The organism is Acinetobacter calcoaceticus (genome assembly GCF_051947995.1).
Taxonomy (GTDB): domain Bacteria; phylum Pseudomonadota; class Gammaproteobacteria; order Pseudomonadales; family Moraxellaceae; genus Acinetobacter.
On record NZ_JBLVVH010000006.1, the window covers coordinates 115,569 to 142,454 of the forward strand.

Here is a 26,886-nt window from a genome sequence, read left to right on the forward strand (position 1 = left end):
GATTGGATAAATCAAAGTTTTAATTATATTTCTGAATAAAAAATATGTAGCACACAATTAGCACTACAAAGGAAAAGCATACAAAGAATGATCTTAAAACGGTATTTAAGATCAGTCGAATTTGATTAAGGAACCAAATGTTTTTAAAAAATTAAATATCAATTTATCTTGTAGAGGGAATGAGTAAATGAAAACACCTAGTCTCAATGTGAATACAGTTATTGACCAAGCAAAATTTACCTCTTTTCATTGGAGTGTACTGCTATGGTGCTTATTAATAGTAATGTTTGACGGTTATGTTATGACCTCGTCATTCATGGGGTCGCTTTGCCAATATTAATGGAAGAATGGTCTCTCACGGTTGTACCGGCTGGCATACTTGCTAGGACTGCCTTATTTGGAATGATGTTTGGTGTCATATTTCTTGGTGCTTTAGCTGATAAAATTGGTCGTAAAAACTCAAATTTAATTTGTATAATTTTTTTAGTGACTTTACGTTTTGGGGTGGATTTGTAACTAACCCACTTGAGTTCGGCATTCTACGTTTTCTAGCAGGACTTGGTATTGGCGGAGTGATGCCGAATTTAGTGGCTCTAACTTCAGAATATGCACCTAAGAGGATAGTACTTTGGTCGGGAGTATGTTTAGTGGTTATGCTATTGGTGGAATTATTTCAGCATTACTTGGCAGTTATCTAGTTGAAAGTAAGGGTTGGCTATTCATAGTGAATAGCCAACAAAATTCTTGGTATTCATAAGGCTCGATAAAATTATAACAATCAATTCTTTTAACCAGATATATCTTTAATCTCCCATATACCTCGATCTATTGTGTTTAGGTATTGGTCAAATCTATCTTTGTGTATTGCTATACAAAGTAGTTGAGTTGCTCTTGAAAATCCTACATACGCCATTTTTGTTGATTGGATAATTTTGTCATGGCTAGTTTTCTGTGTTCCAAGAGTTTGAGGAATTGTTTGTATACCTAAAAACTGATTTCTAAGACGTTCTGACTCATAGTTTCCATACCCTTGATTAAAAAATGATTCTAAATATAGTGTGGCATCATGCGTTTGACCTTTTACCGAATGGACACTAGTTATTTCTATTTTGAGATTATTTTCTTCAATCATATTTGAAACAGAGGAATGATTTTGACTAGATTGGTCAAGACCAGTTTTATCATTATTGATAAAATCACTACACTGTGGAGAAAGCCTATGATTTTCTTTAAAATAAGAAATGAATACAGGGATATAAGTTTGCAAGTCAGACAAAGCCTGATTCTTTTCATTTCTAATTATTTTTAAACAACATTGATATACTTTTAATTTTAAATTCGCATAATTTAGCTCTGAGTTTATCTTTAAGTGATTAATCAAATTTGAAATGGTATAAAGATGATTTTCATTTGTCGTAATATTTTCAATTCTTAAAATCTTAAGTAGAGCATGAAAAATATTTTTCCTAATAATAGAGAGATTAGTATGTTTTTTATCATAAAAATAAATATAGCTTTTTAAGCATTTATAGTCCTCTTTAGGTTTTTGCTCATTTTTTTTAAAAGCTTGGTGATAATCTTCTAATCTGAGCTTAGTGGTGTTAGAGCGACTAGCTTCATCATCTTTCCAATCGGTATTCCAACTTATGACTTTTATTTCTAGAGGTTTGTCTTGGCGAAGGTTTAGTTCACCAGAAGCTTTATATTGTTGCACAAGTTGAGAAAAATGTGGGATAACGTTCTTAATAGATGAATCTGAAAATAATAAGATATGTGGTTTAAGCTGGCATTCACTCATGCCTTGAATAGCTGTACAATGTTCAGGATACAGAGCAAAATTTTTAACAATATTTGCGATTGGTCTACTTAAACGTTGGCTATTTGAAAGGTGTAGAACATTGTCTCTATCTTGCCAGATTGATTCAGCTTTTTCTGAATTATAAATAGATTGGTTTTTGTCTCCGACTCTTTGAAGAATTGATTGGTTGTTTCCATTATCATAGAATATTTTTTCGATTAATTCATATTGATGAATATCCATGTCTTGCATTTCATCAATAAATGTATAAAAAAATCTCTTTTGTATAATTTTTATTAAAGTAGGCCTTTGGGATAGTGATAGGTTGGATAAAAAATAAGCATCATCGTGGCATAAATAGCCATCTTTAAGAGCTTTCTTTTTAAGAGAAAAAAACCAATCATAAAGGCTATTTTTTTCTTCAGCACTGAAATCTTTGTAATTTTCTTTTTTTGTTCGGCCTCTAGGCTTTATTATTTCGAGGACATCTGAATTTAGTTCCTTCGTTAAAATAATTTTATCTTTATATTCAATTCTAAAATCATAGAAAAGTTGTATTTTATTATATTGAAGTTGAATAATTTTTTTGAATAAATTATCATCAAGATTAAACTTATAAGTCCAAATATTATCTAAACAGCTATTAATATATTCATTATAAATATCATTGTCGATTCTTATATGTGACCTTTTATAAAGTTCATTGTAATATGGCTTTGCTAAAAATGTATTAACAAAACTTTGTATTGTTCCAATAAAATTAGGATAGCTAAAAAGTTTTGGGCAGTGTTGATGAATTCTTTCTTTAATTTCATCCACTGCTGCATTGGTATGCGACAGGACTAAAATTCCAGAGCCGCCATGCAAAGGAAGCTTAGTTTCTAAAATTAATAGTTTTGCCAAAAGAGCAGTTGTTTTTCCACTGCCTGGCACAGCTTGTAAATCTATCGTAGATAAATTACGGATAAAGTTACGTCGTTCATCATCAAAGGTATTACCTTGAGGTAATAAAATATTTTCAGCGTATTGTATATCTTCATTTGTTATTTCAATTGCTTGTGACATATCGAATCGCCTCAATTAAATAATAAATGCTGTCTGTTGAATCTGTTTCATGAAGATTCAATGATTGATGAGAGAGATCTTTAGCGATTTCATCTAGATCATGCGAAATTTTGTAGGCAATTTCTGTCTTTTTAAGCCCTTGATTAAAAAGTTGTTTTGCTAGTTCTAATTCGAAATCATTATCGTCAGAAAAAATTAGAGGATGCGTAGACTTTGCATTTGATTGAAAAATTTCAGTTAATTTAGGTGATTTAAATAAACAATATTCAAGTGTCCACTGAGGTGCAGGAAAATATTTTAGATTACTAGATGATTTAGCTTTAATTTCAGCTATTTTTTCTGAGGTTTCTTGAGAATTGTCTTTTTTTACGTACCTTATAACGTCTTTTTGTTCAATTTTTTCAATGACTTTTTCATAGGTACGAATATCTGTATCTGTAATAACTACAACAGGGATCGTCATATATGGTGGTTTATGTCTAAGGAAAATATTTGCAAAATGTTGAAAACCAACCCCACCAATATTAACTACTGAAACTCCTTTTGCTGTTAAATCGATTCCAAAAGCTTTAGCAAAGCTTGGAATCAATATTTCTTCAGCCCATCCTTCAACAAGAATTACTCCCTTAGCGAAGAAAAGGTTTGCTTTTGTTGTATCAAGAAATTTTTCAAGATATATATAATTTTTTTCATCTAATTTTGTATAAGATTTTCCTAAAGGAAAAGCATTACCTTTATTGCAAAGAATTAAATTTTCCAGTTTGACTTTTGACGCTAAATTGGGGCTATGTGTTGAAAGAATTAATTGAATATTTGTTTGTCTTTGTAAAGCTTCAATGACTTGCATTTGAGCTTGAGGATGTAGGTGTGCTTCTAGTTCTTCAATCAATCCTAAGCGTAAACCATGCCAATCTTCTTTATTTAGATGAAGTAACTCCGCTGCCATAAAAAGTCGGTTTAAAGTGCCTAAACCTACATTCCTTTGTGATTCTAAAAAAAGAGAAAATTTTTCTAAAATACTTTTTAGTTCTGTTGTGGAAACATTAAATTCAGTAAAAACACCTTCGTTATAGAAACCTTTAATGTAGCCATCAATTTTATCTTTAATTGCTTTCCCGTCTATATAAGTTTCTGTTGTGGTATTCCCATCTTTATCGATAAAACTTATCTCTTCACCTTTAAAATATTTTTTTAAATTTACATTTAGGCCTTCAAACATATGAACAAGTTCATGATTTTGCTCTTTGTTTTTAAACGTAGGATCGCCCAATAAAATTTGGGAAAGCCGAGAGTTTCGTTTGGAGACTAACTCATTTTCGGCATCTCTTAAAGGTCTTAAATATGTTGTTTTAATATATTCTTTAGCTTCGGCTGTTAGTAAATACCCCTCTGAATCTGCACCTGCCTTTACATCTGATGGATTAATTTTGTTTTTATTACGCGTAACATCATAATTTAACTTCAAAAATGTTTGAGTATCAGCTCCAGTACCTTTCCATCCTAACCATTCTGTAAAATTTTTAGCTTCATCATCAGTTAAGCCACAAAATTCAAGCTCAATTCTAAATCGTGTAGAGCCATCAAAAAAATCTTTATCTTCTACCTTGATGTAATCGTAGCTATGAGTTTTTAAAACCAATTTAATGGCATCTATGATTGCTGTTTTTCCCGAATCATTTTCACCAATTAGCACATTAAGACCTTTTGTAAAGTTAAGGTCTAAATTAGGTTTAGTTAGTTCAAAAGTACTTCTGACTTCACCATATTTTCTAAAATTCCAAAGTTTTATGTTTGATAAGTACATAAGTTATGCTATTTGAAGTAAGTAAATTTTTATAAACTATTTATATCATAAGTTTATGATATAAATAATCAATCCATTATAAACTTTAGTCCCGTTAGACTTATTTTTTACTCTATTAGTATTGACGTGTCCTGAATTAGCAGGATACTTCCACTTCGGGGATTTTAGAGTTTGTAAATTATTTTGTGTATTTTTTTTATTAAAAAAATAAACCTATTAGTGTTTCTGCCTTTTAAAGGAGGACGCATTAACTTTATCAAGCATTTTCAATCTTCACAAAATTTAGCCCAATCAGCCATTAAACCTTTACGTTTTTCAAGATAAGCCCCACGTAAATAAGCGGCTTCAACCTCATCTGGTAGCTTATGAGCAAGTACATGTTCACACACTTCACGAGAGTAATCAGTTTTATCAGCTGACCAGTCACGGAATGTAGAGCGAAAACCATGTGTTGTAATCACGCGATTCTGTTTAGGGTCAATATAGCCTAAGTCATTTTCTTTTAGCTTCTGCTCATGCATACGTTTGATTAATGTGGTTAATGACATATCCGATAGCATCTCACCAGTACGTGGGGCAGGAAATATGAAATCTTGTAGCTGGGTATGTTCTTGAATAGATTCAAGTAAACTAATCGCTTGTTGAGATAGTGGAACACGATGTTCCTTTTCCGCTTTCATTCGTTCTTTAGGAATAATCCAAACCTTACTCTTAAAATCAATTTCCTGCCATTTGGCTCCAAAAACCTCGCCAGAACGACATGCGGTTAAAATTGTAAACTCTAGAGCTTTAGGTGAAATTCCTTTTTTCTGTCTTAAGTGTTGTATAAATTCAGCAACCTGCTCATACGGTAAAGAAGGATGGGGACGTGATTCCTGTTTTAAGTTACCTAATATGGGTTCAAGATTACCTTTCCAGGCAGCAGGGTTGTCACCCTCAAAATATCCCATAGCCTTAGCATAATCAAAAATGGTTTCTATACGACCACGAATTCGTTTGGCTGTTTCATTTTTTTCAATCCAGATAGGCTTAAGAACTTCAGCAATATCGACTTTGGTAATCGTGCTAATGCTAATATCACCTAACGTTGGATAGATATAAGTTTCTAGTGTTGATGACCATTGTCCAATATGCTTTTGATTTTTGAGTTCACGAGTTTTATTGGCAATAACGATTTTTGCACACTCTATAAATGTTTTGTTCCGTAGTCGTTGGATATGTAGCTTTTCAAGTTGTTCCTGTTTCTGAGCAATTGGATCAATGCCACTCCGTATTTGAAGTCTTAACTCAGTGGCCTTAGCACGAGCTTCAGCTAATGAAACTTCAGGGTAGGGACCTATACCAATATCACGGCGATGAGGTTTTAACTTGCCATCTTTATCTAGGCGTTTACCTACTACAGCACGCAAAATCCAGACACGGGAATTGCCTTCGATATTTAAGCAAAGCCCATCAACCCCCCCTACAGAATGTCGCCCAGGCTCTTTAATTTTTGCTACACTGAGAGCAGATAGCTCTTTAGCTTTTTTTGGCATGATCTTTGATTTACCCCACAACCTACCCCTCTTAAAATACTAGAAATGGTTGGATTAGACAAGACGAGGTTAGACTGATAATATTTTAAATTTTTGAAAAATATATTTTTATAATATTTTTCTGGACGGTATGAGACACTAGTTATACGGACACCGCTTCCGCCAAATACGAAAAAGCCCTTGTGAACACAAGGGCTTTTTTATTGCCTGATGATTTAGATCAATAACTTGGTGGCAATTGCCCACATCATGAGGCCGACCAGAACATCTAATACTCTCCATGAGCTGGCCTTTTTAAATAAAGGTAATAACGCTCTTGCTCCATAGCCCAGCGCAAAGAAGAAGATCCATGATGCCAGAATGGTGCCTGCCGCAAAGAGATAGATCTGATTTGCAAATTGTACAGAAATAGAACCGACTAGAATTACGGTATCCAGATAAACATGCGGATTGAGCCAGGTAAAGGCCAGACACATGCCGATAATTTTAAGCAGTGAATCCTTTTCAATTTCACTTGGATTCAGCCCACTATTATTCTGGATAGCGGAATAAAAATTTCGCAGGCCATACAGAAACAGAAAAGCTGCGCCAAAGTATTTCGCAAGCGTGACAATCAGGGGAAAATCGACCACAATTTTCGAGAAACCGGTCACCCCCAGATAGATCAGAATAGAGTCGGAAAGAGCGCAGATTAAACAGACCCAAAAGACATGCTGCTGTTTTAAGCCTTGTTTCAATACAAAGGCATTTTGTGCGCCAATGGCTAAAATGAGAGAAAAGCCGATACCAAGCCCATAGAAAAATGCGGTCATAGATTGAGCTCCTCAAGAATTAGGGTGGAATGGGGGTGTTCTTTGCTGATCTGGGCTTTTGATGCTGATTTAAGATCAGACATCGCAATGACTTAGACGCTGAAAGAAGGGAGATGTTCCACAATGAAAATTTATGTTTGCTATTATCTTTTTTAAATTTTAAAAGTCAGTAAAATTAAGATTGTTTTGGTTTACCTAAATTTTTTTTAGTTTTTAAGATGGGCCTATCTAATTCCGTTATGTTGAGATATCGGTGTCCGAATTTCCCCCCTTTATTTATAATTAATACCCTTATTTTGAGCGTAGTTTTAAATAAAAATTAAAAACAGTCGACACAGGACGTGTTCGATTAAATCTCTAAATAAATATTTTAAAAAATAAGTCAGTGAGTCAGGCATGGATCTCAATCTTCCTATCCAAAGTGTAAACGATGGAATTTCCAGTAAAACACGGAAAGTAATTGCGCTTGGTTTTGCGACACAAGGTCTTGGCTACGCGACCGTAATGACCGCACTTCCCAGCATAAAAGGCCGCTTCAGGCTGTCTGATGATCAGTTATCTTTGATTATTCTAGGGGTATGCATAGCAGCGGCGCTCGGTTCGGTTCTTGCTGACCGTACCGCAGTCAAGTTCGGATCGCGGCTTGCTGTGGTGGCGGGTTTTGTGCTTGAAGCTGTTGGAATCGCAATTGCTGCATTTAGTCCAGATGTGATGCTGATGATTGCCAGCTTTTTGCTTTATGGGCTTGGACTAGGCTGTTTAGATGCGGCACTGAATATGCAGGCTGTAATCATGGAACAGCGGCTTGGTAAAAGTGTATTTGGTGGTTTTTTTGCTTGTTACACAGCGGCGGCATTTTTGGGTGCATTAATGATGTCAGCCACTGTTTCAACTTCACTTGGCGCAACGACTGCATTATATATCGCCGCATTGATTGCATTGATCATCTCGCAACTCTCGAGACATTGGTTATTTCAGCAGAAACAATCTTCAGAATTACCTTCACCACAGAAAGCAGTGATTCCATATCAACAACTTCTCATTTTTGGGATGATTATTCTGATTGTATTTACGGTCGATTCTGCCATCAGTACATGGAGTTCAATTTATCTCAAAGATGTTTTAGCCAGCTCGGCAACTGTGGCTCCTTTAGGTTATGCCGCTTATCAGATTGGCATTTTACTCACCCGTTTAGGTCTGGATTATTTGCTGCAATTTAAAACAGCGTCATGGGTTGCTTTGGTCACGCTTCTGATTGGGGCATTCGGCTGTGTGTTATCCGGGGTAAGCCATTCACTCGTTACCGTTATTTTAGGTTTCGCACTGGCTGGTGTAGCGGTGGGTGCCTTAGTTCCACTTACATATTCTGCTGTAGGCCGTTTGGATGAAACCCGAAGAGATGAAATTATTGCTCGCGTGAATATTTTTAATTATGGGGGCGCAGTCGCAGGTTCAGTGATGGTTGGATTGTTAGCAACTCCTTTGGGTTATGCGCCGTCTTTTATCGGCTTGGCATTTGCGTTACTCAGTATTGTTTATTTAAGAAAAAGACTGCTTTGATCTGCATCAATTAAGACAAAGTACTGGGTGACGGTCAATATCAGGAAATCCACAAGCACTTGGAGGAAAACCAGCGATGGCAAGCTAAATTAGAAGGATATCTAAAACTACCGAGATCCATTGCTTCAAAGCATGGGAAAATTTTCAGATTGAACGTTTATATTTACCCTTACTTTTTTAAATGTAAAAAATCAGTAAAATTAAGATTGTTTTAGATTATCTAAATTTTTTTAAGGTTTGCGATGCTAGACAATAAACAATGTGAAGCCTTCTTTGCTGTTGCAGAAGACGGAAGCTTTGAACAGGCTGGGGCAAAGCTTTGTATTACTTCTTCAGCGGTAACGCTGAGGGTACAGGCGCTGGAAAAAGAGCTGGGCAAATTGTTATTGATTCGCGGTCGTCCTTGTGTATTGACTCAGGCCGGCCAGCAGTTGTTCGAGTATTTGCAACACATAAAACGGCTGGAACAAAACCTGCTGCATGGTTTGACGGGAGGAGGAGATGCCAACTTTTTCAAGACGGTGATCGGTTCTAATGAAGATTCTTTGGCAACCTGGCTCCTGCCAGCGTTGCAAGAGCTATTGCTCAAACAAAAAATCGTGATTGAGCTAAGAACAGATGATCAGTCACATACCTATTCTTTACTGGAAAAGGGGACTGTCAGTGCCTGTATTTCAATTGAAGAAAAGCCAATGCGTGGCTGTCATGCAGAATACTTGGGTGTGATGCGTTACCGAATGGTAGCCACTACGTCATTCAGAAAAAAGTGGTTTGCTCATGGTATCGACCGGGAAAATCTGCGTCATACGCCTGCGATTATTTTTAATCATAAGGACCGGCTACATTTCGATATACTTGAAAAGCATTTTGGCTTGATGAAAGGCAGCTATCCCTGTCATTTAATTCCGTCTTCCGAATCTTTTGTCACCGCCATCAAGCTAGGACTGGGTTATGGCATGGTGCCGGAGTTGCAGTTGGTGACTGAGAAGAATGAGGATGCTTTGGTTGAGCTATTGCCTGAAGCAAAAATGGAAGTACCCTTGTACTGGCATCACTGGAATCAGCAATCCAAGCCCTTACAGCTTTTAACTGAGCATATTGTGAGTCATGCGAAAGCAATTCTAATCTAGAGTATATAATGGTTTCTCTTTAAAATATATGATATGTTTTGATGCGCGGCATATTATATGAGAAGTATTTAAAAAATCTCATATTGTATTTATATCAAGTCACTTCTAAATTAAAGTCTCAGTATAAAATATAATAAGTCGTTATTTAGAAGCGACGCTGAAAAATAGATAAACCTTGTCTGTTATTTCCTTAGCGTTAACGCACTAGAAAATTCTAGAGCTATCTATATATTGTTTGGATACATGATTTAAGGCTGTCAGGATAGATGCTGCATCTTTAGTGGCCAAAGCATTACTGATTTCTTGCATATAATGCGTGAGTTGGGCTTTGACCTTATTAGAAAATTCAGGGGTGACCGGTTGATCTTCATAGAGCAGAACGTAGTTTTTGGTAAAACCATAAACCAGCAATAAAGCGCAATGCTCGAGAGGGTTTTCAGCATTGATTATTGCCTGTTCGCATTGATTTTTAATTTGTTTGTAGGCATCCGTTCCATTAGGAAGTGTTTGAAAGGTTTCAAAGATCGTTTGGAATGTCATTTGAATTACTCGCTCAAAAAGAAAATCTACAGATGAATGCAAAAGAAATCAAGTTAAAATTTTAGATTTAAAATAATGATTACAAAGCGCTCGTATTTAAAGAGAGGGATATTGGTTTATTAAGCTCATAATCAAAATCTTTATAATTACATCCTTATTTATTGTTTTCAGGTCTGTATTGAAAAAATAGTCGGGTAAGGCTGGATCTATCTAAATTTCTTAACATTTCCGATACTAGCTATATACATGCGGTACAAATTAAAAAAAGCTTAAATGTGGGAAAATGATAGGAATTCTTTTGTTTTTATTACTTTAGGTGATGGTTGTGAAGAACATTTTATTACCCGGGATTTTTGCTTTTGCTTTGGTGGGCTGTACTTCGATAACAACCATGACACCATCCCAATTCAATCAGCTAACTGCTACCCAGATTCCATTTTCAGGGAGTTGGTCGGGTGAAGCCGGCTCGTCGATGGCGGTTTTAAATCTGAATCGTCAGGGGAGCGGTGTCTTGTGTCTGGATGATCGTAAGGAAGCCATGTCTTATAAGGTGAAGCTGGTCGACAATGTGCTGTACAGCGATCAAGGCGTAAAATTTAATGTGAAAGCATTAAATAATAGCAATGCAAAAATACATATGAGCCTGTTAGGTCTCGGGGTGACATTGGATCTGAATAAAGATGATCAATACAAGTATGTGACACCGCGTTGCAAGTCACGGGTCACAGCTTCATAAACTCAATATCTGATTTTTTATCCTGATCATTGTTAATATTTTCCGCAGATCACGAGAGTACTATGTTTTCTCCTTATATTCATGCATTTGCATTGTTTTTCTCACTCTTAAATCCCTTCCTGATGAGTGTCTATATGGTGGGGATGATCCGTAATACGGATGCCAAGATATTTAGCAAGGCGTTGATTCAAGGGAGTTTGATTGCTTTTGGGGTGTTTATCCTGTTTGCATGGGGGGGCGAGAATATTTTTAGTCGCTATCTGAATGTTCGCTTTGAATCATTCCAGATTTTTGGCGGTTTAATCTTTCTGGTCATTGGCTATCGTTATGTGTTTCAGGGAGCGGAAACCATCGGTGAGATGCGTGGTGCACCTGAACATCTGGCGGGTACAATTGCAATGCCTTTTATGATCGGTCCGGGTACGATTAGTGCGGCGGTTGTAACCGGGGTGAGTGTGCCTTTTACCGGTGCAATGGCGGTTATTGCACTTACCTTGATTTTGACCTGTAGTATTCTTATCCTGATGAAATTTGGTCACGATCATCTTCGTTATAAACATGCCAAATATATTGACCGGTATTTTGATATTGTTGGGCGTTTATCTGCCTTGCTGATAGGAACGATTGCGATTGATATGATTGTCAATGGTGTAGTCGGTCTGATTCGCTCAGCCAATTTAGGCTAAGGCGATTTAATCGCTGCATTGCGGAAATTGAGGCTGTTTCTAGGGGCGATCTGGTCTCATTCTCCCCCTGTAGAAACAGCTTTAATGTCACTATTTTAAATGAATAAATAGACAGATCATAAAAATAACTGATGATGTTTTAGCATTTTGCGCATATTTTTATGGGCATGAATCAACGATAATAATCAGGTAGCATTCTTTATGAGCTGTTCTCATGTATCAATTAGATCAAGCGAACCAGGCACCTGACGACCAGTCAGAGTTGACCATGACCGTTTTGATGACCCCAGACATGGCAAATTTTTCAGGCAATGTCCATGGTGGCACCATTCTCAAGTTGCTCGATCAGGTTGCATATGCTTGTGCAAGTCGATACTCAGGAAGTTATGTGGTGACTTTATCGGTTGACCGCGTGAATTTTAAAGAACCGATTTATGTCGGGGAACTGGTCACATTTCTGGCCAGTGTCAATCATGTTGGGCGCACTTCCATGGAAATCGGTATTCGTGTTGAAGCACAACATATCCAGAATAGAACCATACGTCATACCAATACCTGTTATTTCACCATGGTTGCAGTGGATGAGCAGCGCAAGCCAAAACAAGTTCCCCCATTAAATCTGGATACGGAATGGAAACGTTGCCGTTTTGAGGCAGCAGAGCAACGCAAAGCAACACGTTTGCAAGAAGTGCACCAGCCCTCATGCAGCATGTTTAAAAAGACGACTTAATGTTCATGATTTAAGTTTTTAGCTTGTTCACAAATAAAAATCGGACCGCAGCATGGTCCGATCTTTTTTGACATTGGTAATGAAATAAGCGTTAGATCATTACCGATGTTGGTCTAAAGGTTTGGAGGCAACCTTTAGATCTGCTTAGTTAGTTGGTGCTGGTGTAGATGCAGGTGCTTCAGCAGTTGCGTCAGTCGCAGCTTGGGTACCAGGTTGCTCTTGAGTAGAGACAACAACTCTGTCCTGAGTTTGAGCTTGTTCTTCAGCTGTTGCTGCAAAAGAAGAAGCTGCTGCAAGAGTAAGAGTTGTTGCAAGAAGAGTTTTGATAAGTTTCATGTTTGGCATCCTTATTTCATTTTAAAATAACAGCCATCAATGGAGGATTCAGGCAATCCAAATCTCTCATTTCGGCATGAGGTCCATGCTATGGGCCAAACGTTTTTGCAGCAACATCCTTAACAATCTATTACGTCCTTCTTAACAATATGAAATATTGCGTCGCTTTATGTAGTTGCTCTGTAAAATAGCATGGAGAAATTAAGGATGAAAATGTATGGAAATATGTTTTTGTGGTCAAAAAACAATCGGATTTTTTACGTATTTTAAACATTGATTTAAGTTTAACGAATATTGATTAATTGAATAAACCATTTGTTTTTTTAGATTAAATAATATTTTTAGATGTTGAGTGTGATATGTTTGGCTTTATTGTGGATTGGTGTGATAAGAACCATACTCTATCAATCGATATTCTTTAATTTATTTAATCAATTTTTCTCTTTAGAATGAAATAAATTTTTAATGCGAGTGCCTAGTGAAATTTCTTGCGCCCAAAATGGTCCCCACCCATATTATTTCCGGTTTTCTAGGAGCAGGTAAGACCACGTTATTACAGCACTTATTGACGCAAAAACCTGAGAATGAGACTTGGGCAATCTTGATGAACGAGTTTGGCCAAATTGGTGTCGATCAACAATTGATTAGCCAGCAACAAGGTTATGCAGTCAAAGAGCTATTGGGCGGCTGCCTATGTTGTAGTAGTCAATTGCCGATGCAAATTGCGCTTGCACGACTATTAACTGAAAGTAAACCTGACCGTTTATTTATCGAGCCGACCGGTTTAGGTCATCCTGCGCAACTTCTGGAACAACTGACTGAGCCACACTGGCAAAGCAGTTTGGCGATGCGGGCTTTAGTGATCGTGGTGGATGGTAGCCGTTTACATGATGAGCAGTGGGTCAAGCAAAACCTATATACAGATCAACTCAAAGCGGCACAAATTGTGGTGCTATCCCATATTGACTGTATGACTGAAGAGGACCGTCAGGCTTATACTGCATTAAAACAAGACTATGAAACCTATGTTCAATATTGGATAGAAGCTGAAAATGGGCAAGTGGATATTCAACAATTGGATATTCAGCAGCAAGCAATGCAACGTAAAATCCAGCCTTTATTAAAGCTACAACATACACAACCGACGCCTGCACCAGTTGCTGAAATTAAACAGCTGCCTTATCACTATATTGAGACGGCTCAGGGGTATACGGTTGCAGGCTGGAAACTTCCCAAACGTTGGCAGTTCAATTTTTATGAGCTGCTGGATCTGTTGTGTACACAGCAAGACTGGGTACGGATCAAGGGAATTTTTCATACCGATCAGGGCTGGAAAAGTTTTAATTTCAATCCACAGCAATTTAACTATAAATCTGCCGAAGAAGGGATTGATAACCGGATTGAGGTGATTACGCAGTCTGAGCAGGATTGGCTGGCATTTGAGACCCAGTTACTGGCTTGTCGCAATCCTGAAGATTCATCGATCACCTGAATAATTCAGCGTATTCTTGCCAGCAAAATAGAGTATGCTTAGCGCCAAATTTGAGTGTACCGTATTTTAAGAGTATCGTTTATGGCGTTAAAAGCAACAATATATAAGGCAGACCTGAATATTGCGAATATGGATGAGCATATCTATGCAGATTATCAACTGACACTGGCATTGCATCCATCCGAAACGATCGAGCGTTTAATGGTTCGTATCCTTGCTTATGCGCGTTTTGCCGATGAGCGTCTGGAATTTACCAAAGACCTGTTTGAAACAGATGAGCCTGCTTTATGGCAAAAAGACCTTACAGGGTTGTTAGAAAAGTGGATTGAAGTGGGTTGCCCATCGGAAGATAAAGTCAAAAAGGCCAGTGCCCGTTGTAAGCAGGTGGCTGTCGTGACGTACGGCTCGCAAGCAGATGACTGGTGGCAGAAGAACAGCAAGATTAAAACCTTAAACAATGTACAAGTGTGGCAATTGGCCCCTCAAACCACACAAGCACTTGAAGACTTATGCGAACGTACCATGCAATTACAGCTGAATATCATGGATGGCGAATGGTCCTTGCTCAGCGACAAAGGCCAGGTCGACATTCAATGGCAACAATTGCAATAATCTTGGTTTGAGTAATTTGGAGAGATAGAAATGAGCGCAGAATTAGAAATTATTGATTTAAAAGTCGGCGAAGGCAAAGAGGCAGTGCGTGGTGCTTTAATCACGACTCACTATACCGGATGGCTGGAAGATGGCACAAAGTTTGATTCTTCACTGGATCGTGGCAACTATTTTGAAACCGTGATTGGGACAGGCCGTGTGATCAAGGGTTGGGATCAGGGCATTATGGGCATGCGCGTGGGTGGAAAGCGTAAACTGATTGTGCCAGCACACTTGGCTTATGGAGCGCGTAAGATTGGAAAAATTATTCCGGCCAATGCCAATCTGACCTTTGAGATCGAACTTTTTGATGTAAAAACCCGCGACGAATAACATTTTTGTAGCGTAGCAATGAAGGTGATTTAGTCTGGTTTTTAGCTAAATCACTTTAAAATCAAGTACATATTATTATAAATATAATCTTTAAATAACTTTATGATTTTTAAATAAATTTCTTTTATCTGAATTATAGAACAACCCAAGAGAAAAATATTGATTCTATATACGCTCCTGTATATGTTTGAATGAAAAGCGCAATTTTTGATGATACTGTTGCAAAACTCCATTATTCACTACAGGTCATGATCATTTGTGCTTTGGGTGATTACGGGTGGCGGGGGCAAGACCACTTGTAGTTGAGCCATGATAAAAAAATAGCATAAGCAACGATAAGAATTTGAGTGAGTAGAGGTGGGTATGAATGATTATTTGGATATCACTGCATCAGAGTTGTTAAGGGAGCTGGATCATTTTTTTCTGATTGATACCCATGATGGTGCGGAAACCGGTTTCTGGGTCAATGAAAAAGCCCTGATCGATAAACATTACTGGCTGGATGGTGAGTATAAAGTCGAAATTTTAAGATCATTGCAGCCATCGCATCCATATGCGCCGCATGATTATAAATTGACCCGTTTAGCCACAGGCGAAGATGACAGTAATGTGGTATTACTGGAATATGATGGTGTGCATAAAAAAATATTGACCTTCCGCCGTGGAGAATGGGTGAACCGTTTAAATAAATATTTTTATCAAAAAGAACGGCACTATTTACAGCAGCTCGCAGACGATCCGAATTTTCAGTCCATCCAGTATTAAAGCCAATCACGACTCGAAAACTCCTAATGTTGCGTGTCATCTTAGGAGTTTTTAGATTTTTGTTAATAAAACTCCAGTTATCCTGTGATTTATTTCATAAAAAATACTTTTAAGTTTATTTTCAGTTTTTAAAATTATAAATACAATCCATATTCCCAGCTGATCATTTAAATTCTCTGATGTTTCAATAAAGTGTAAGAGGCTTCAGGCATGCTTTGCGATCAGCACATTTCTAATCTTGAGACGATATCTCTATGACCACACGTTTCGTGTCTCCGACCTTAAATACAGTTTTAGGTCTTGTGTTTGGCGTGGTTGCTAGCACCACTACGTTTGCTGCAAAACCAAAAATCGATGCAACCACCTTAACCGTCATTGGCTATCATGAAATCACAGACAGGAAAGATGCGCTGATTCCTAGCTATTCGGTGACGGCACAACAGTTCAGTGAACATATCGACTGGCTCAAGAAGAATGGCTATCACTTTATCAATGTTGATCAGTTGATCAAGGCACATCAGGGCAAGTATCGACTGCCGGCAAAACCGGTGTTGTTGACGGTGGATGATGGTTATCAATCTTTTTACCAAAATGCCTATCCGATTATTCGTGCCAAAAAAATTCCGGTGGTGCTGGCAGTGGTAGGGTCATGGTTAGAACCTAAGGCGGGCCAGAAGGTTGACTTTGGCGGTGAGGAAATTGCACGCAATAAAATCTTGAGCTGGGAAGAGTTGAAAGACATGCAAAATAGTGGTCTGGTGGAAATTGCCAGCCATAGTTACCATTTGCATCAAGGCATTAATGCCAATCCTCAAGGCAATCTGGAGCCTGCCGCGATTGCGCGCATTTATGACCCAAAAAGCAAAAGCTATGAAAGTGATGCAACTTATCAGGCACGTGTCTTTGGTGACCTGAAAAAGAATAATGAGCTATTAAAAGCACATGGTCTCCGTTCACCGCGTGTCATGGTCTGGCCGTATGGGCGCTATAACATGCAACTGGTACAAGCCGCGAAGCAGCTCGGTATGCCGATTACTATCACGCTGGACGATGGGGCAGATCATGCCAAGCAATCCTTACAGAATATGAGTCGTATCCTGATTCAGGGCAGTATGTCGACCAGTGCACTGGCGCAGGAAATTAAAAACCGTGAACTGAACCTGAACGACAATAATCGTCCGCAAAAAATCATGCATGTGGATCTGGACTATATTTATGATCCGGATGAGAAGCAGCAAGAACGTAATCTCGATCATTTGATTGACCGTATTAATGGCATGGGCGTCAATACCGTCTATTTACAAGCCTTCTCTGACCCGGACGCCAACGGCTCAGCGGATATGGTGTATTTCCCGAATCGTCATATTCCAATGCGTGCAGACTTGTTTAACCGTGTGGCTTGGCAAATCCAGACCCGTACCCCTGTACAGCGTCTCTATGCATGGATGCCATTATTGGCTTGGGAACTGCCTAAAACCGATCCGGTATCCAAAGATCTGGTGGAAACGCAGCAGGCAAAAGAAGGTGACCATTTAAATATGGGCTATATCCGTCTCAGCCCATTCTCGCCAGAAGCGCGTCAAACCATTAAAGAAATTTATCAGGATCTGGCAAAATCGACGCCATTTGATGGCCTGTTGTTCCATGATGATGTGACCTTGTCTGACTACGAAGATGCGAGCCCAGAAGCTTTGGCTGCTTATGCTAAGCAAGGTCTGCCGACTGACTTGGCAAAGATTCGTGATAATGACGCTGATTTGCAAAAATGGACGGCGTATAAGACACGCTATTTAGATGATTTCGCAATGGAACTGGCAGGAGAAGTCCGTCAATATCAACCTTTCCTGGTGACTGCGCGTAATTTATATGCGCAGGTGGCGTTAAATCCTTATGCGGAAAACTGGTATGCCCAGTCGTTGGAGCAATCACTGAATCGTTATGACTTTACCGCGATTATGGCCATGCCTTATATGGAGCAATCTGAGAATCCGGAAAAATTCTATAGCGATATTTTAAATCGTGTGAAGAAGTATCCAAATGGTGTGAAAAAGACCGTAATGGAGCTACAGGCCATTAACTGGCGCAATAATGAAAAAGTGCCTTCCGAGGAAATGTCAGCGACCATTAAGTCTTTATATGAACAGGGGGCGATGCATATTGCCTATTATCCTGACGATCCGATCAAAGGCCACCCAGATGTAGAAACAATGCATAAGGCTTTTAGTCTAAAATCATCTCAATTAGTACCATAGTCGAGTAATGTAGATGAGTTGGCTTGCTTTATTGTGGTCATATGCCATTAAGTTTGTTTTTTACTATCCCTTGTTCATGTCGTATTTGTGGATGGTCGGGGCAATTATTTTCTACTGGAAAGAGCGTCAGGATCCGCCTTATCTGCAACCTGCTGCTTTACCTGAGTATCCAAAAGTTGCGGTTTTGGTTCCCTGTTTTAATGAAGGGGACAATGCTGAAGAAACCATTAGCCATGCACTGAAACTGGATTATCCAAACTTTGAAGTGATCGCCATTAATGATGGTAGTTCTGACAATACTGGTGAAGTACTGGATCGCTTGGCGACCCAGTACGACAAATTGCGCGTGGTCCATTTAGCGCAAAATCAGGGTAAGGCCATGGGGCTGCAAGCAGGCAGTCTGATGACCGATGCAGAATTCCTGATCGGAATTGATGGCGATGCATTGCTGGATCCGCATGCCGCTACATGGATGATGCGACATTTTCTGGAAGACCCAACGGTTGCAGCGGTAACAGGCAATCCACGAATCCGTACCCGTTCAACATTGCTTGGGCGGATTCAGGTGGGAGAGTTTTCTTCAATTGTCGGTATGATCAAGCGTGCCCAGCGTACTTTTGGCCGTTTATTTACCGTATCCGGGGTGATTACCGCTTTTCGTAAAAGTGCTGTCCATCAGGTGGACTATTGGTCACCGAACATGCTGACCGAAGATATTGATATTACCTGGAAATTGCAACGTGCCGGTTGGGATGTGCGTTTTGAGCCGAATGCGCTGGTGTGGATTTTAATGCCTGAAACTTTCAATGGATTGTGGAAGCAGCGCTTGCGTTGGGCGATGGGTGGGGCACAGGTGCTGGTCAAGAATATTGATGTCTTCCTGAAACCAAAATTAAATTTTTTATGGCCTTTGATGTTTGAACTGTGTTTGACACTCGTTTGGTCATATTTGATGCTTATTATGGCGGTGATCTGGTTATTGCATTTCGTGCTTGCGATACCGGCACTGGCGGTGGTCAGTTCACCATTTTTACCCTACGGTAGTGGAATTTTATTGGGGACAACCTGTCTAATTCAGTTTGCTTTAAGCAAATGGATGGATAGTCGTTATGAGCCAAACTTAGGGAAAAATTATTATTGGATGATTTGGTACCCGTTTGTGTTTTGGTTAATCACGATTACTGCTACAATCGTCGCCTTTCCAAAGGTCCTGTTGCGTAATGATGAAAAGCGTGCCCGTTGGATTAGCCCAGATCGTGGAATTCGTTGAATCGCAAAGATTCATTTTGCTGAGTAACAAGCAATGAAAGCAGACAGTTTGATTATTGATGTACGTCGCCAGCTCCCATGGCATAAACGTTATTTTTCGACCACAACCACCGCAATGATGTGGGCGGCGTGGTTATTATTATGGCGCCCATTTATCTTGGTCTGGGTCTTGGTTGAATTACAAAAGACTCATATTGCCCAGCGTTTGATGTCGGCATTTAGTGATGGCATTGAGCATGGTGTAACAGCCCTGTTCATGTGTGCAGTTGCCTTATTGCTTTGGGGGCTGTTACCGGCCAAACGTGTACATCAAAAACATGTAGTGGAAAAAACACTTCCTGATTATGCACGTTATTTTGAACTACCTGAGCAAGAAATTCAGGCAGGGCGTCAGCAGAAGGTCAGTATCGTACATCATGATGAGAATGGTAAAATTATTCGGGTGGAATAATCTTTGCTGTTTTAGAGTGAATGCCTGAGTTTTTTCTCGGGCATTTTTATTTTATCTTTCTAAATTTCAGGCATAAAAAAACCAGCTTACGCTGGATCTTTATTTGCACCATCTTCCATTAGCTGAAAAATGGTGCCCGAGGCCAGACTCGAACTGGCACGCTTTGTGGGCGGGGGATTTTAAATCCCCTGTGTCTACCGATTTCACCACTCGGGCATGTGCGCAATAATAGAGGACACTTTAAAACTTGGCAAGAGTAAAACTCACTATTTGCTTTCTTTTCAAGCGATTCAGATGTTTGTCTGATGAAAATTAAGCATTGTCATATAACTTTCATGATTCTTTCATCAAACTGAGATTAAAGCTTCATGTTGGCGAATTAACTTTACTCATTTATTTAAACCAATAAAAGTAAAGGTAGCTATCCAAATGACAGCAAAAATTTCACGGCGGGAACTCATTCAAAAAAGTCTATTCGGTTTCGGGGCGTTGTCTTTAACTGCGGGGGTGACGGGCTGTAACGACAGCTCAGATCGAGAGACAGCAACATTGCAAGTGAATTTTGAACATGGAGTTGCCAGTGGTGATCCATTGCAGGATCGCGTGATCTTGTGGACACGCTTGACGCCAAGCGAGAGTAGTGCGCGTCTGCAAGTGACCTGGGAAATCGCTTTAGATCAGCAATTCAAGCAAATCATTAAAACCGATAAAGTCATGACAACGGCAGCCTATGATTTTACCGTGAAGGTCGATGCCACAGGTTTAAAAGCAGATCAAAGCTATTTCTACCGTTTTATCTTTGGAGATAAGGTTTCACCTATCGGTCAAACCAAGACTTTGCCAAGTAGTGCGACAAAAGTCAGTTTTGCGGTATGTTCATGCTCGAATTATCCAGCAGGCTATTTCTATGTGTATCGTGAAATGGCCAAGCAAAATGTCGATGTGGTCATTCATCTGGGCGATTATATTTATGAATATGGTGCCAATGGCTATGCGACAGAAGAAGCGAAGGAGCTAGGACGGACATTGCCTGCAGATAATGATAAGGAAATTATCAAGCTGGATGATTATCGCAAGCGTTATGCACTGTATCGTAAAGATAAAGACTTGCAGGCATTGCATCAACGTCATCCGTTTATTGTGATTTGGGATGACCATGAGTTAGCCAATGATGCATGGCGGGAAGGGGCGGAAAATCATACTGAAGAAACTCCACAAGCAAAGAATGAAGGTAAGTTTTTAGAAAGAAAGTTGGCGGCTTTACAGGCTTATTTTGAATGGATGCCGATTCGTCCAGTGGATGAGCAACATACCAAGATTTATCGCCAGTTTGACTTTGGTGGGCTGGTGAATTTGATGATGCTGGATACCCGTATTATTGCGCGTGATCAACAACTGGATTATGCCGAGTATATGACAGCAAATGGTTTGGATATTGCCAGATTCCAGGCGGATTTAACTAATCCAGCACGTACTCTAATGGGCTATACCCAACGTGACTGGCTAATTGGAAAACTGCAACAGTCGACAGCAAACTGGAATGTACTTGGTCAGCAAATTCTAATGACCAAGATGCTGGTGCCTGCTGAGTTATTATTTGCATTGGCAGAAATTACTTCAGGAAAGCCAAGTACGGGCACCTTAGAAAAGATGAATGCGCAGATTGCCGAGCTGATGACCCTGAAAATCCGTTTACAGAAAGGTGATCCGACGTTAACGGCACAAGAAAAAGCACGTGTATTAACTGTTGCACCTTATAACTTAGATGCATGGGATGGTTATTTTGCTGAGCGTGAGATTGTGTACGCTGCTTTGGCACAACTCAAGAAAAAAGTCGTGGTGCTGGCAGGGGATACTCATAATGCATGGTCATCGAACTTATATAGTAAAGATGGTGTCTTTGTTGGGGTGGAGTTGGCGACCAGTTCGGTATCTTCACCTGGTTTGGAAAAATATTTAGATATTCCATTGGCGCAGCTACAACAATTTGAATTTGCCTTTACCACCTTGATTGATGAGTTGAATTACTGCAACTTAAATCAAAGAGGTTATTTAATGGTTCAATTTGATACAGCGCAGGTTCAATCACAATGGATTTATCTGGATTCGATCAAAAAGTCTGACTATGCTGTTGATCAGAGCCGTGGCTATCATTTAACGCTGGATAAAAACTTAGTCGCAGTCAAAACAGGGCAGCAAGTGGCTTAAGTTTCAAGCGTGGTAGGGAGCCAAGTCAATTTACTTGGCTTTTTTATGATGTTCCAAATTTCAAACATAAAAAAACCAGCTTACGCTGGATTTTTATCTGCACCATGCTTCATTAGCTGAAAGATGGTGCCCGAGGCCAGACTCGAACTGGCACGCTTTGTGGGCGGGGGATTTTAAATCCCCTGTGTCTACCGATTTCACCACTCGGGCTTTACCAATGGAGGCGGAGGTCGGAATCGAACCGGCGTACACGGAGTTGCAGTCCGCTGCATGACCACTCTGCCACCCCGCCATCTCTTGGTGATGCACATATTAGCAATCTTTAAAAAAAAAACAATAGTGTTTATCGCGAATATGCACATAAAAACAACATCTAAAAGAATATTGCTCAAATTATCATGTATTATTTACCCAATTCATTCATACCCACTTTGGAGATGTGCTGTGGCATTGGTTTTAGACGGTCGTGCATTAGCAAAACAAATTGAAACGGATTTGTTGGTACGTGTAGAAGCATTAAAAGCAAAATCGGGACGTACCCCAATCTTGGCCACCATTCTGGTTGGCGATGATGGTGCATCTGCAACTTATGTGCGTATGAAGGGTAATGCCTGCCGCCGTGTCGGGATGGATTCGCTTAAGGTTGAGCTTCCAAAAGAAACCACAACTGAACAGCTTTTGGCTGAAATTGAAAAATTAAATGCCAATCCTGATGTTCACGGGATCCTGTTGCAACATCCGGTGCCTGAACAAATTGATGAAAGAGCATGTTTTGATGCGATTTCATTGGCAAAAGATGTAGATGGGGTGACTTGTTTAGGTTTTGGTCGTATGGCGATGGGCGAAACCGCTTATGGTTCAGCGACTCCGGCGGGTATCATGACCATTTTGCAAGAAAACAAGATTGAAATTGCGGGTAAGCATGCAGTTGTTGTGGGCCGTTCTGCTATTTTGGGTAAACCGATGGCGATGATGCTATTACAAGCCAATGCGACTGTGACCATTTGCCATTCTCGTACTCAAAACTTAGCGGAACTGGTGAAACAGGCCGATATTATTGTGGGTGCAGTGGGTAAAGCTGAACTGATCCAAAAAGACTGGATCAAGCAAGGCGCAGTTGTGGTGGATGCCGGTTTCCATCCACGTGATGGTGGCGGTGTAGGTGATATCCAGTTGGTGGGTATTGAAGAGATTGCTTCAGCTTATACCCCAGTGCCGGGTGGCGTGGGTCCGATGACAATTACCACCTTGATTCGTCAAACTGTAGAAGCTGCTGAAAAAGCATTAGGATAAGCATTGATAACCCCTCGCCAAGAGGGGTTTTTTTAGAACTAAATCTATATGAGTTGTACATTTCAATTTGCCAAGGCACCTGAGCAATTGCTGAAAGCATTGCATGAGGTCATTCCAAACACCGATTTGCTGGCACAACAGCTACCTGAAACGCCGATTTCACTGTGGTTGATTCCTCCGGTATTTCCAACAGACCGTTTAGATGATGAGGTGATTCGACGTATCTGGAATGAAACACCGTACTGGATTTTTTGCTGGGCGTCCGGTTTGGCCATGGCGCAATGGTTATTGGCAGAGCCGCATCATGTCAAAGATAAAGTGGTGCTGGACTTTGGTGCTGGGTCGGGTGTAGTTGCCATTGCCGCAAAAATGGCGGGTGCGAAGCGGGTGATTTGCTGTGATATTGATCCGGTCAGTCTGGCATCATGTCGTGAAAATGCATTATTGAATGATGTGGAGCTGGAGTATCTGGATGATTTGTATCAGTCCGGGCAAGTCGACGTATTGTTAGCTGCAGATGTGCTCTACGATCAATGTAATCGTTTCTTTCTGGATGAATTCCTGAAGTTTGCACCTGAGGTCTGGGTGGCAGATAGTCGGGTCAAGAACTTTAGTCATCCGCAATATCTAAAAATTGACGAGCGCAGTGCCACTACCTGGCCAGATCTGGATGAATCAAAAGAGTTCCGTAATGTGAGCTTTTATCGAACCAAATAACATCAGGCAGGTTCAGGATGAGCTTATCGTCAGATGGTTAAATATAAAATCTTAACACAGCACGGCCCAAGCCCATGTTAAAACATAGAAGATCGGTAATGACGTTGTAAGATGGCATTAAATAGAACATAAATGGAGCATCCTATGGGAATTGAACACGTTGACGATGGCAAACACGGCGCTTTTAAGTTGTTTGAAGGTGAGCTGCTGGCAGGTGAAATGGCATATACCTGGGCGGGAGACAGTATGCTCATTATTGACCATACAGATGTCGATGATCAATTTCGTGGGCAAGGTGTAGGGCATACGCTGTTAAAGGAGTTGATTGCCTTTGTGCGTGAACGTCAGGTGAAAGTCATTCCTTTATGTCCGTTTGCAAAATCGGTGTTTGATAAAGATCTCTCGATTCATGACGTTTTAAAATAATAAAAAAGGATATCTCCAGGGCCGGAGATATCCTTTGTTTAAACAATCGTTCTGATTAAGAACAGCTGTAACGTACCACTTTTAAGGTTGCAGGACGAGCTTCAAGTGCCTGACGAGTCGCATAACCTTCGCTATTATTGAAATCTGGCGAGTTTGATAGGCCAAAAGTTGCGCGACTGTTACCAAGCTTGACGCCATATTGTTCTTGTTGGGTCGGATTCATAATTTCATTGACGCTAAGCACTGAAATTTTGTAGTTTTTTTCTGTACCTAAGACCTGTTTGCAGGCATGTTGTAACTTTTTCTCATCAATATCACGATTGCTATGTGCCGCCAGTGTGTAGGCAATCGTTGCCGAAGTCGTTGTTTTATTTTCAATTTGGTAGCCAGTCACACCATTATATTGATGTGGACTGCTTTGACAGGCTGCAATAAGAAGAGTACCGCTTACAAGAAAGAATAAATTCGTTTTTTTCATATCAATGGTCCTGTTATTTCTGCTTTTAGTATCGCATAAAAACAGTTTTTTATTGTGAGTTATCTTTAAAACACGGGCTATTCATCGTTTTTATGTTCAAAGTTAAAGAAAGAATTTTCGTTTTCGAACAATTTTGCATATAATCTGCCAAGTTTTTTATTTAATACAGAAGTCATTGCTTTTTTGCAGTATTGGAGCCCGTTTTTTAACGGGCATTTAATTTATTGCACTATACACAAGCAAGTCTGGATAGGTATGTCATGATCTCTACAGATAGTCAAAAAAAATACGTGGTTGCATTTGACCAAGGTACAACGAGTTCCCGTGCAATCGTATTGGATCACGATGCGAATGTCATCAGTATTGCTCAGCGTGAATTTACGCAAATTTACCCACAACCAGGTTGGGTTGAGCATGATCCTATGGAAATCTGGGCGACGCAAAGCGCAGTATGGGTTGAAGCTTTAGCGCAGGCGAGTATCTCAAGTGATCAGATTGCAGCGATCGGGATTACCAACCAACGTGAAACGACGGTAATCTGGGATAAGCAGACTGGTAAACCTATCTACAATGCAATTGTATGGCAAAGTCGTCAAAGCAATGAGATTTGTAACCAGCTTCGTCAGGATGGCTGGCAAGACTACGTGCGTAAAGTGACGGGGCTGGTGATTGACCCTTATTTCTCGGCAACAAAAATCAAGTGGATTCTTGACCGTGTGGAAGGCAGCCGTGAACGCGCAAAGCGTGGTGAATTGCTGTTTGGTACGATTGATACCTGGTTGTTGTGGAAACTGACCAATGGTCAGGCTCATGTCACTGACTATACCAATGCATCACGCACCATGTTATTCAATATTGAAACACTGGAATGGGATGACAAACTGCTTGAAGCTTTGGATATTCCAAAAGCGATGTTGCCAGAAGTGCGCAGTTCTTCAGAAGTTTATGGTTATACCCACACCATTAGCGGTCAGGAAATTGGAATTCCAATTGCCGGGATTGCAGGTGATCAACAGGCAGCCTTGTTTGGTCAAATGTGTGTAGAAGTCGGGCAGGCAAAAAATACCTACGGCACCGGCTGTTTCTTGCTGATGAATACGGGTAAACGTATGGTTCAGTCAGATCATGGTCTGCTAACGACGATTGCGTGTGGTCCGCGTGGAGAAGTGAACTATGCACTGGAAGGTGCAGTGTTTAATGGTGGTTCATGTGTACAGTGGTTACGTGACGAACTGAAAGCCATTAATGACTCACATGATTCTGAATACTATGCCACCAAAGTCAAAGACAGCAATGGCGTCTACGTGGTGCCTGCATTCACTGGCTTGGGTGCACCGTATTGGGATCCGACTGCCCGTGGTGCAATTATGGGCATTACCCGTGGTGTCAGCATTGAACATATTATCCGTGCCACACTCGAGTCGATTGCTTATCAAACCCGTGATGTACTGGATGCCATGCAACAGGACTCAGGCGAAAAGTTACGGACCTTACGTGTGGATGGTGGTGTTACTGCCAATAACTTCCTGATGCAGTTCCAGGCCGACATCATGGGGACTTCGGTAGAACGTCCAGCCATGAAAGAAACCACGGGGATGGGTGCTGCATTCTTGGCTGGTTTGGCGGTCGGTTTCTGGTCTGACCTGAACGAATTAAAGAGTAGAATGACCATTGAAAATACCTTTACCCCGGAGTGCGGTCAGGAAGTAACTGAAAAACTGTACAAAGGTTGGTTAAAAGCGGTCGGACGTACTCGTGATTGGGCGGAAGATTAAGTTAAAATAACCCGATTGAGTAACACCTAAAACAATACAGGATG

The 26,886-nt window shown here is 40.0% G+C and carries 24 protein-coding genes, 3 tRNA genes and 1 pseudogene; 18 read left to right on the forward strand and 10 right to left on the reverse strand.

Annotated features, from left to right (window positions below; translation table 11 throughout):
• Window positions 1–187: 187 nt before the first annotated feature.
• Window positions 188–715, forward strand: a pseudogene (locus ACNQO6_RS12800) (MFS transporter); the annotation flags it as partial.
• A 72-nt stretch (window positions 716–787) separates the two neighbouring features.
• Here the strand turns inward: ACNQO6_RS12800 and ACNQO6_RS12805 are convergent.
• From ACNQO6_RS12805 to ACNQO6_RS12820, 4 genes are all read right to left on the reverse strand, one after another.
• Window positions 788–2,863, reverse strand: a complete 2,076-nt coding sequence (locus ACNQO6_RS12805) for a UvrD-helicase domain-containing protein (protein WP_440209214.1) — start codon at window positions 2,861–2,863, stop codon at window positions 788–790.
• Window positions 2,847–4,667, reverse strand: coding sequence for an ATP-dependent nuclease (locus tag ACNQO6_RS12810; protein WP_440209215.1), 1,821 nt, complete (start codon window positions 4,665–4,667; stop codon window positions 2,847–2,849). The genes ACNQO6_RS12805 and ACNQO6_RS12810 overlap by 17 nt, the downstream gene beginning before the upstream one ends.
• 266 nt (window positions 4,668–4,933) lie before the next feature.
• Complete coding sequence (locus ACNQO6_RS12815; protein WP_440209216.1) at window positions 4,934–6,202, reverse strand: tyrosine-type recombinase/integrase; 1,269 nt, start codon at window positions 6,200–6,202, stop codon at window positions 4,934–4,936.
• Window positions 6,203–6,417: 215 nt separating this feature from the next.
• Entirely contained in the window at window positions 6,418–7,014 is a 597-nt protein-coding gene (locus tag ACNQO6_RS12820; protein ID WP_343581796.1) for a LysE/ArgO family amino acid transporter, read from the reverse strand.
• A 396-nt stretch (window positions 7,015–7,410) separates the two neighbouring features.
• Between ACNQO6_RS12820 and ACNQO6_RS12825 the strand changes: the two genes are divergently transcribed.
• Window positions 7,411–8,574, forward strand: a complete 1,164-nt coding sequence (locus tag ACNQO6_RS12825) for an MFS transporter (RefSeq protein ID WP_440209217.1) — start codon at window positions 7,411–7,413, stop codon at window positions 8,572–8,574.
• Window positions 8,575–8,816: 242 nt separating this feature from the next.
• Complete coding sequence (locus ACNQO6_RS12830; protein WP_440209218.1) at window positions 8,817–9,704, forward strand: ArgP/LysG family DNA-binding transcriptional regulator; 888 nt, start codon at window positions 8,817–8,819, stop codon at window positions 9,702–9,704.
• Between the two features lie 204 nt (window positions 9,705–9,908).
• Here ACNQO6_RS12830 and ACNQO6_RS12835 read toward each other — a convergent pair whose 3' ends face one another.
• Window positions 9,909–10,244, reverse strand: coding sequence for a hypothetical protein (locus tag ACNQO6_RS12835; RefSeq protein WP_343581622.1), 336 nt, complete (start codon window positions 10,242–10,244; stop codon window positions 9,909–9,911).
• Between the two features lie 319 nt (window positions 10,245–10,563).
• On the opposite strand from ACNQO6_RS12835, the gene ACNQO6_RS12840 reads away from it, so the two are divergent.
• The 3 genes from ACNQO6_RS12840 to ACNQO6_RS12850 all read left to right on the forward strand — a co-directional run bounded on the left by ACNQO6_RS12840 (window position 10,564) and on the right by ACNQO6_RS12850 (window position 12,396).
• Window positions 10,564–10,980 (forward strand): J517_1871 family lipoprotein, encoded by a 417-nt coding sequence (locus ACNQO6_RS12840; protein ID WP_343581621.1) that lies wholly within the window; start codon window positions 10,564–10,566, stop codon window positions 10,978–10,980.
• Window positions 10,981–11,042: 62 nt separating this feature from the next.
• Complete coding sequence (locus ACNQO6_RS12845) at window positions 11,043–11,666, forward strand: MarC family protein (protein WP_343581620.1); 624 nt, start codon at window positions 11,043–11,045, stop codon at window positions 11,664–11,666.
• A gap of 214 nt (window positions 11,667–11,880) precedes the next feature.
• A complete protein-coding gene (locus ACNQO6_RS12850; RefSeq protein WP_199949870.1) occupies window positions 11,881–12,396 on the forward strand; it encodes an acyl-CoA thioesterase in 516 nt (171 codons plus the stop codon).
• Window positions 12,397–12,540: 144 nt separating this feature from the next.
• On the opposite strand, the gene ACNQO6_RS12855 is transcribed toward ACNQO6_RS12850, so the two are convergent.
• Window positions 12,541–12,732 (reverse strand): hypothetical protein, encoded by a 192-nt coding sequence (locus ACNQO6_RS12855; RefSeq protein WP_009511294.1) that lies wholly within the window; start codon window positions 12,730–12,732, stop codon window positions 12,541–12,543.
• A gap of 478 nt (window positions 12,733–13,210) precedes the next feature.
• Here ACNQO6_RS12855 and ACNQO6_RS12860 point away from each other — a divergent pair, with 478 nt between their 5' ends.
• The 7 genes from ACNQO6_RS12860 (at window position 13,211) to pgaD (ending at window position 19,945) form a co-directional block, all read left to right on the forward strand.
• On the forward strand, window positions 13,211–14,224 hold the full coding sequence (locus ACNQO6_RS12860) for a CobW family GTP-binding protein (protein ID WP_440209219.1): 1,014 nt from the start codon (window positions 13,211–13,213) through the stop codon (window positions 14,222–14,224).
• A gap of 81 nt (window positions 14,225–14,305) precedes the next feature.
• Complete coding sequence (locus ACNQO6_RS12865; protein WP_440209220.1) at window positions 14,306–14,836, forward strand: YaeQ family protein; 531 nt, start codon at window positions 14,306–14,308, stop codon at window positions 14,834–14,836.
• A 30-nt stretch (window positions 14,837–14,866) separates the two neighbouring features.
• Complete coding sequence (locus tag ACNQO6_RS12870) at window positions 14,867–15,208, forward strand: FKBP-type peptidyl-prolyl cis-trans isomerase (RefSeq protein ID WP_440209221.1); 342 nt, start codon at window positions 14,867–14,869, stop codon at window positions 15,206–15,208.
• Between the two features lie 363 nt (window positions 15,209–15,571).
• Window positions 15,572–15,973: a hypothetical protein gene (locus ACNQO6_RS12875; RefSeq protein ID WP_440209222.1), complete on the forward strand. Its 402-nt coding sequence runs from the start codon at window positions 15,572–15,574 to the stop codon at window positions 15,971–15,973.
• A 254-nt stretch (window positions 15,974–16,227) separates the two neighbouring features.
• Window positions 16,228–18,225 carry a poly-beta-1,6-N-acetyl-D-glucosamine N-deacetylase PgaB gene (pgaB, locus tag ACNQO6_RS12880; protein WP_005288343.1) on the forward strand — a complete coding sequence of 666 codons (1,998 nt, stop codon included), beginning with the start codon at window positions 16,228–16,230 and terminating at the stop codon, window positions 18,223–18,225.
• Between the two features lie 13 nt (window positions 18,226–18,238).
• A complete protein-coding gene (gene pgaC, locus ACNQO6_RS12885) occupies window positions 18,239–19,495 on the forward strand; it encodes a poly-beta-1,6-N-acetyl-D-glucosamine synthase (protein WP_440209223.1) in 1,257 nt (418 codons plus the stop codon).
• 33 nt (window positions 19,496–19,528) lie between these two features.
• Window positions 19,529–19,945: a poly-beta-1,6-N-acetyl-D-glucosamine biosynthesis protein PgaD gene (gene pgaD / locus ACNQO6_RS12890; protein ID WP_440209224.1), complete on the forward strand. Its 417-nt coding sequence runs from the start codon at window positions 19,529–19,531 to the stop codon at window positions 19,943–19,945.
• A 130-nt stretch (window positions 19,946–20,075) separates the two neighbouring features.
• Here pgaD and ACNQO6_RS12895 read toward each other — a convergent pair.
• A tRNA-Leu gene (locus ACNQO6_RS12895) sits at window positions 20,076–20,161 on the reverse strand.
• A 213-nt stretch (window positions 20,162–20,374) separates the two neighbouring features.
• On the opposite strand from ACNQO6_RS12895, the gene ACNQO6_RS12900 reads away from it, so the two are divergent.
• Entirely contained in the window at window positions 20,375–22,153 is a 1,779-nt protein-coding gene (locus ACNQO6_RS12900) for an alkaline phosphatase D family protein (protein ID WP_440209225.1), read from the forward strand.
• A gap of 124 nt (window positions 22,154–22,277) precedes the next feature.
• Here ACNQO6_RS12900 and ACNQO6_RS12905 read toward each other — a convergent pair.
• Together ACNQO6_RS12905 and ACNQO6_RS12910 are read right to left on the reverse strand one after the other, a co-directional pair.
• Window positions 22,278–22,363: transfer RNA gene (locus tag ACNQO6_RS12905), tRNA-Leu, on the reverse strand.
• Window positions 22,364–22,371: 8 nt separating this feature from the next.
• Window positions 22,372–22,445 (reverse strand) — tRNA-Cys (locus ACNQO6_RS12910).
• 152 nt (window positions 22,446–22,597) lie between these two features.
• On the opposite strand from ACNQO6_RS12910, the gene folD reads away from it, so the two are divergent.
• From folD to ACNQO6_RS12925, 3 genes are all read left to right on the forward strand, one after another.
• Window positions 22,598–23,446, forward strand: coding sequence for a bifunctional methylenetetrahydrofolate dehydrogenase/methenyltetrahydrofolate cyclohydrolase FolD (gene folD, locus ACNQO6_RS12915; protein ID WP_032874545.1), 849 nt, complete (start codon window positions 22,598–22,600; stop codon window positions 23,444–23,446).
• A gap of 48 nt (window positions 23,447–23,494) precedes the next feature.
• A complete protein-coding gene (locus ACNQO6_RS12920; protein WP_005288333.1) occupies window positions 23,495–24,163 on the forward strand; it encodes a class I SAM-dependent methyltransferase in 669 nt (222 codons plus the stop codon).
• 144 nt (window positions 24,164–24,307) lie between these two features.
• Window positions 24,308–24,589: a GNAT family N-acetyltransferase gene (locus tag ACNQO6_RS12925; RefSeq protein ID WP_440209226.1), complete on the forward strand. Its 282-nt coding sequence runs from the start codon at window positions 24,308–24,310 to the stop codon at window positions 24,587–24,589.
• Between the two features lie 55 nt (window positions 24,590–24,644).
• Here ACNQO6_RS12925 and ACNQO6_RS12930 read toward each other — a convergent pair whose 3' ends face one another.
• Entirely contained in the window at window positions 24,645–25,067 is a 423-nt protein-coding gene (locus ACNQO6_RS12930; protein ID WP_440209227.1) for a hypothetical protein, read from the reverse strand.
• 260 nt (window positions 25,068–25,327) lie between these two features.
• Here ACNQO6_RS12930 and glpK point away from each other — a divergent pair, with 260 nt between their 5' ends.
• Window positions 25,328–26,842, forward strand: a complete 1,515-nt coding sequence (gene glpK / locus ACNQO6_RS12935) for a glycerol kinase GlpK (protein ID WP_005231833.1) — start codon at window positions 25,328–25,330, stop codon at window positions 26,840–26,842.
• Window positions 26,843–26,886: the final 44 nt, after the last annotated feature.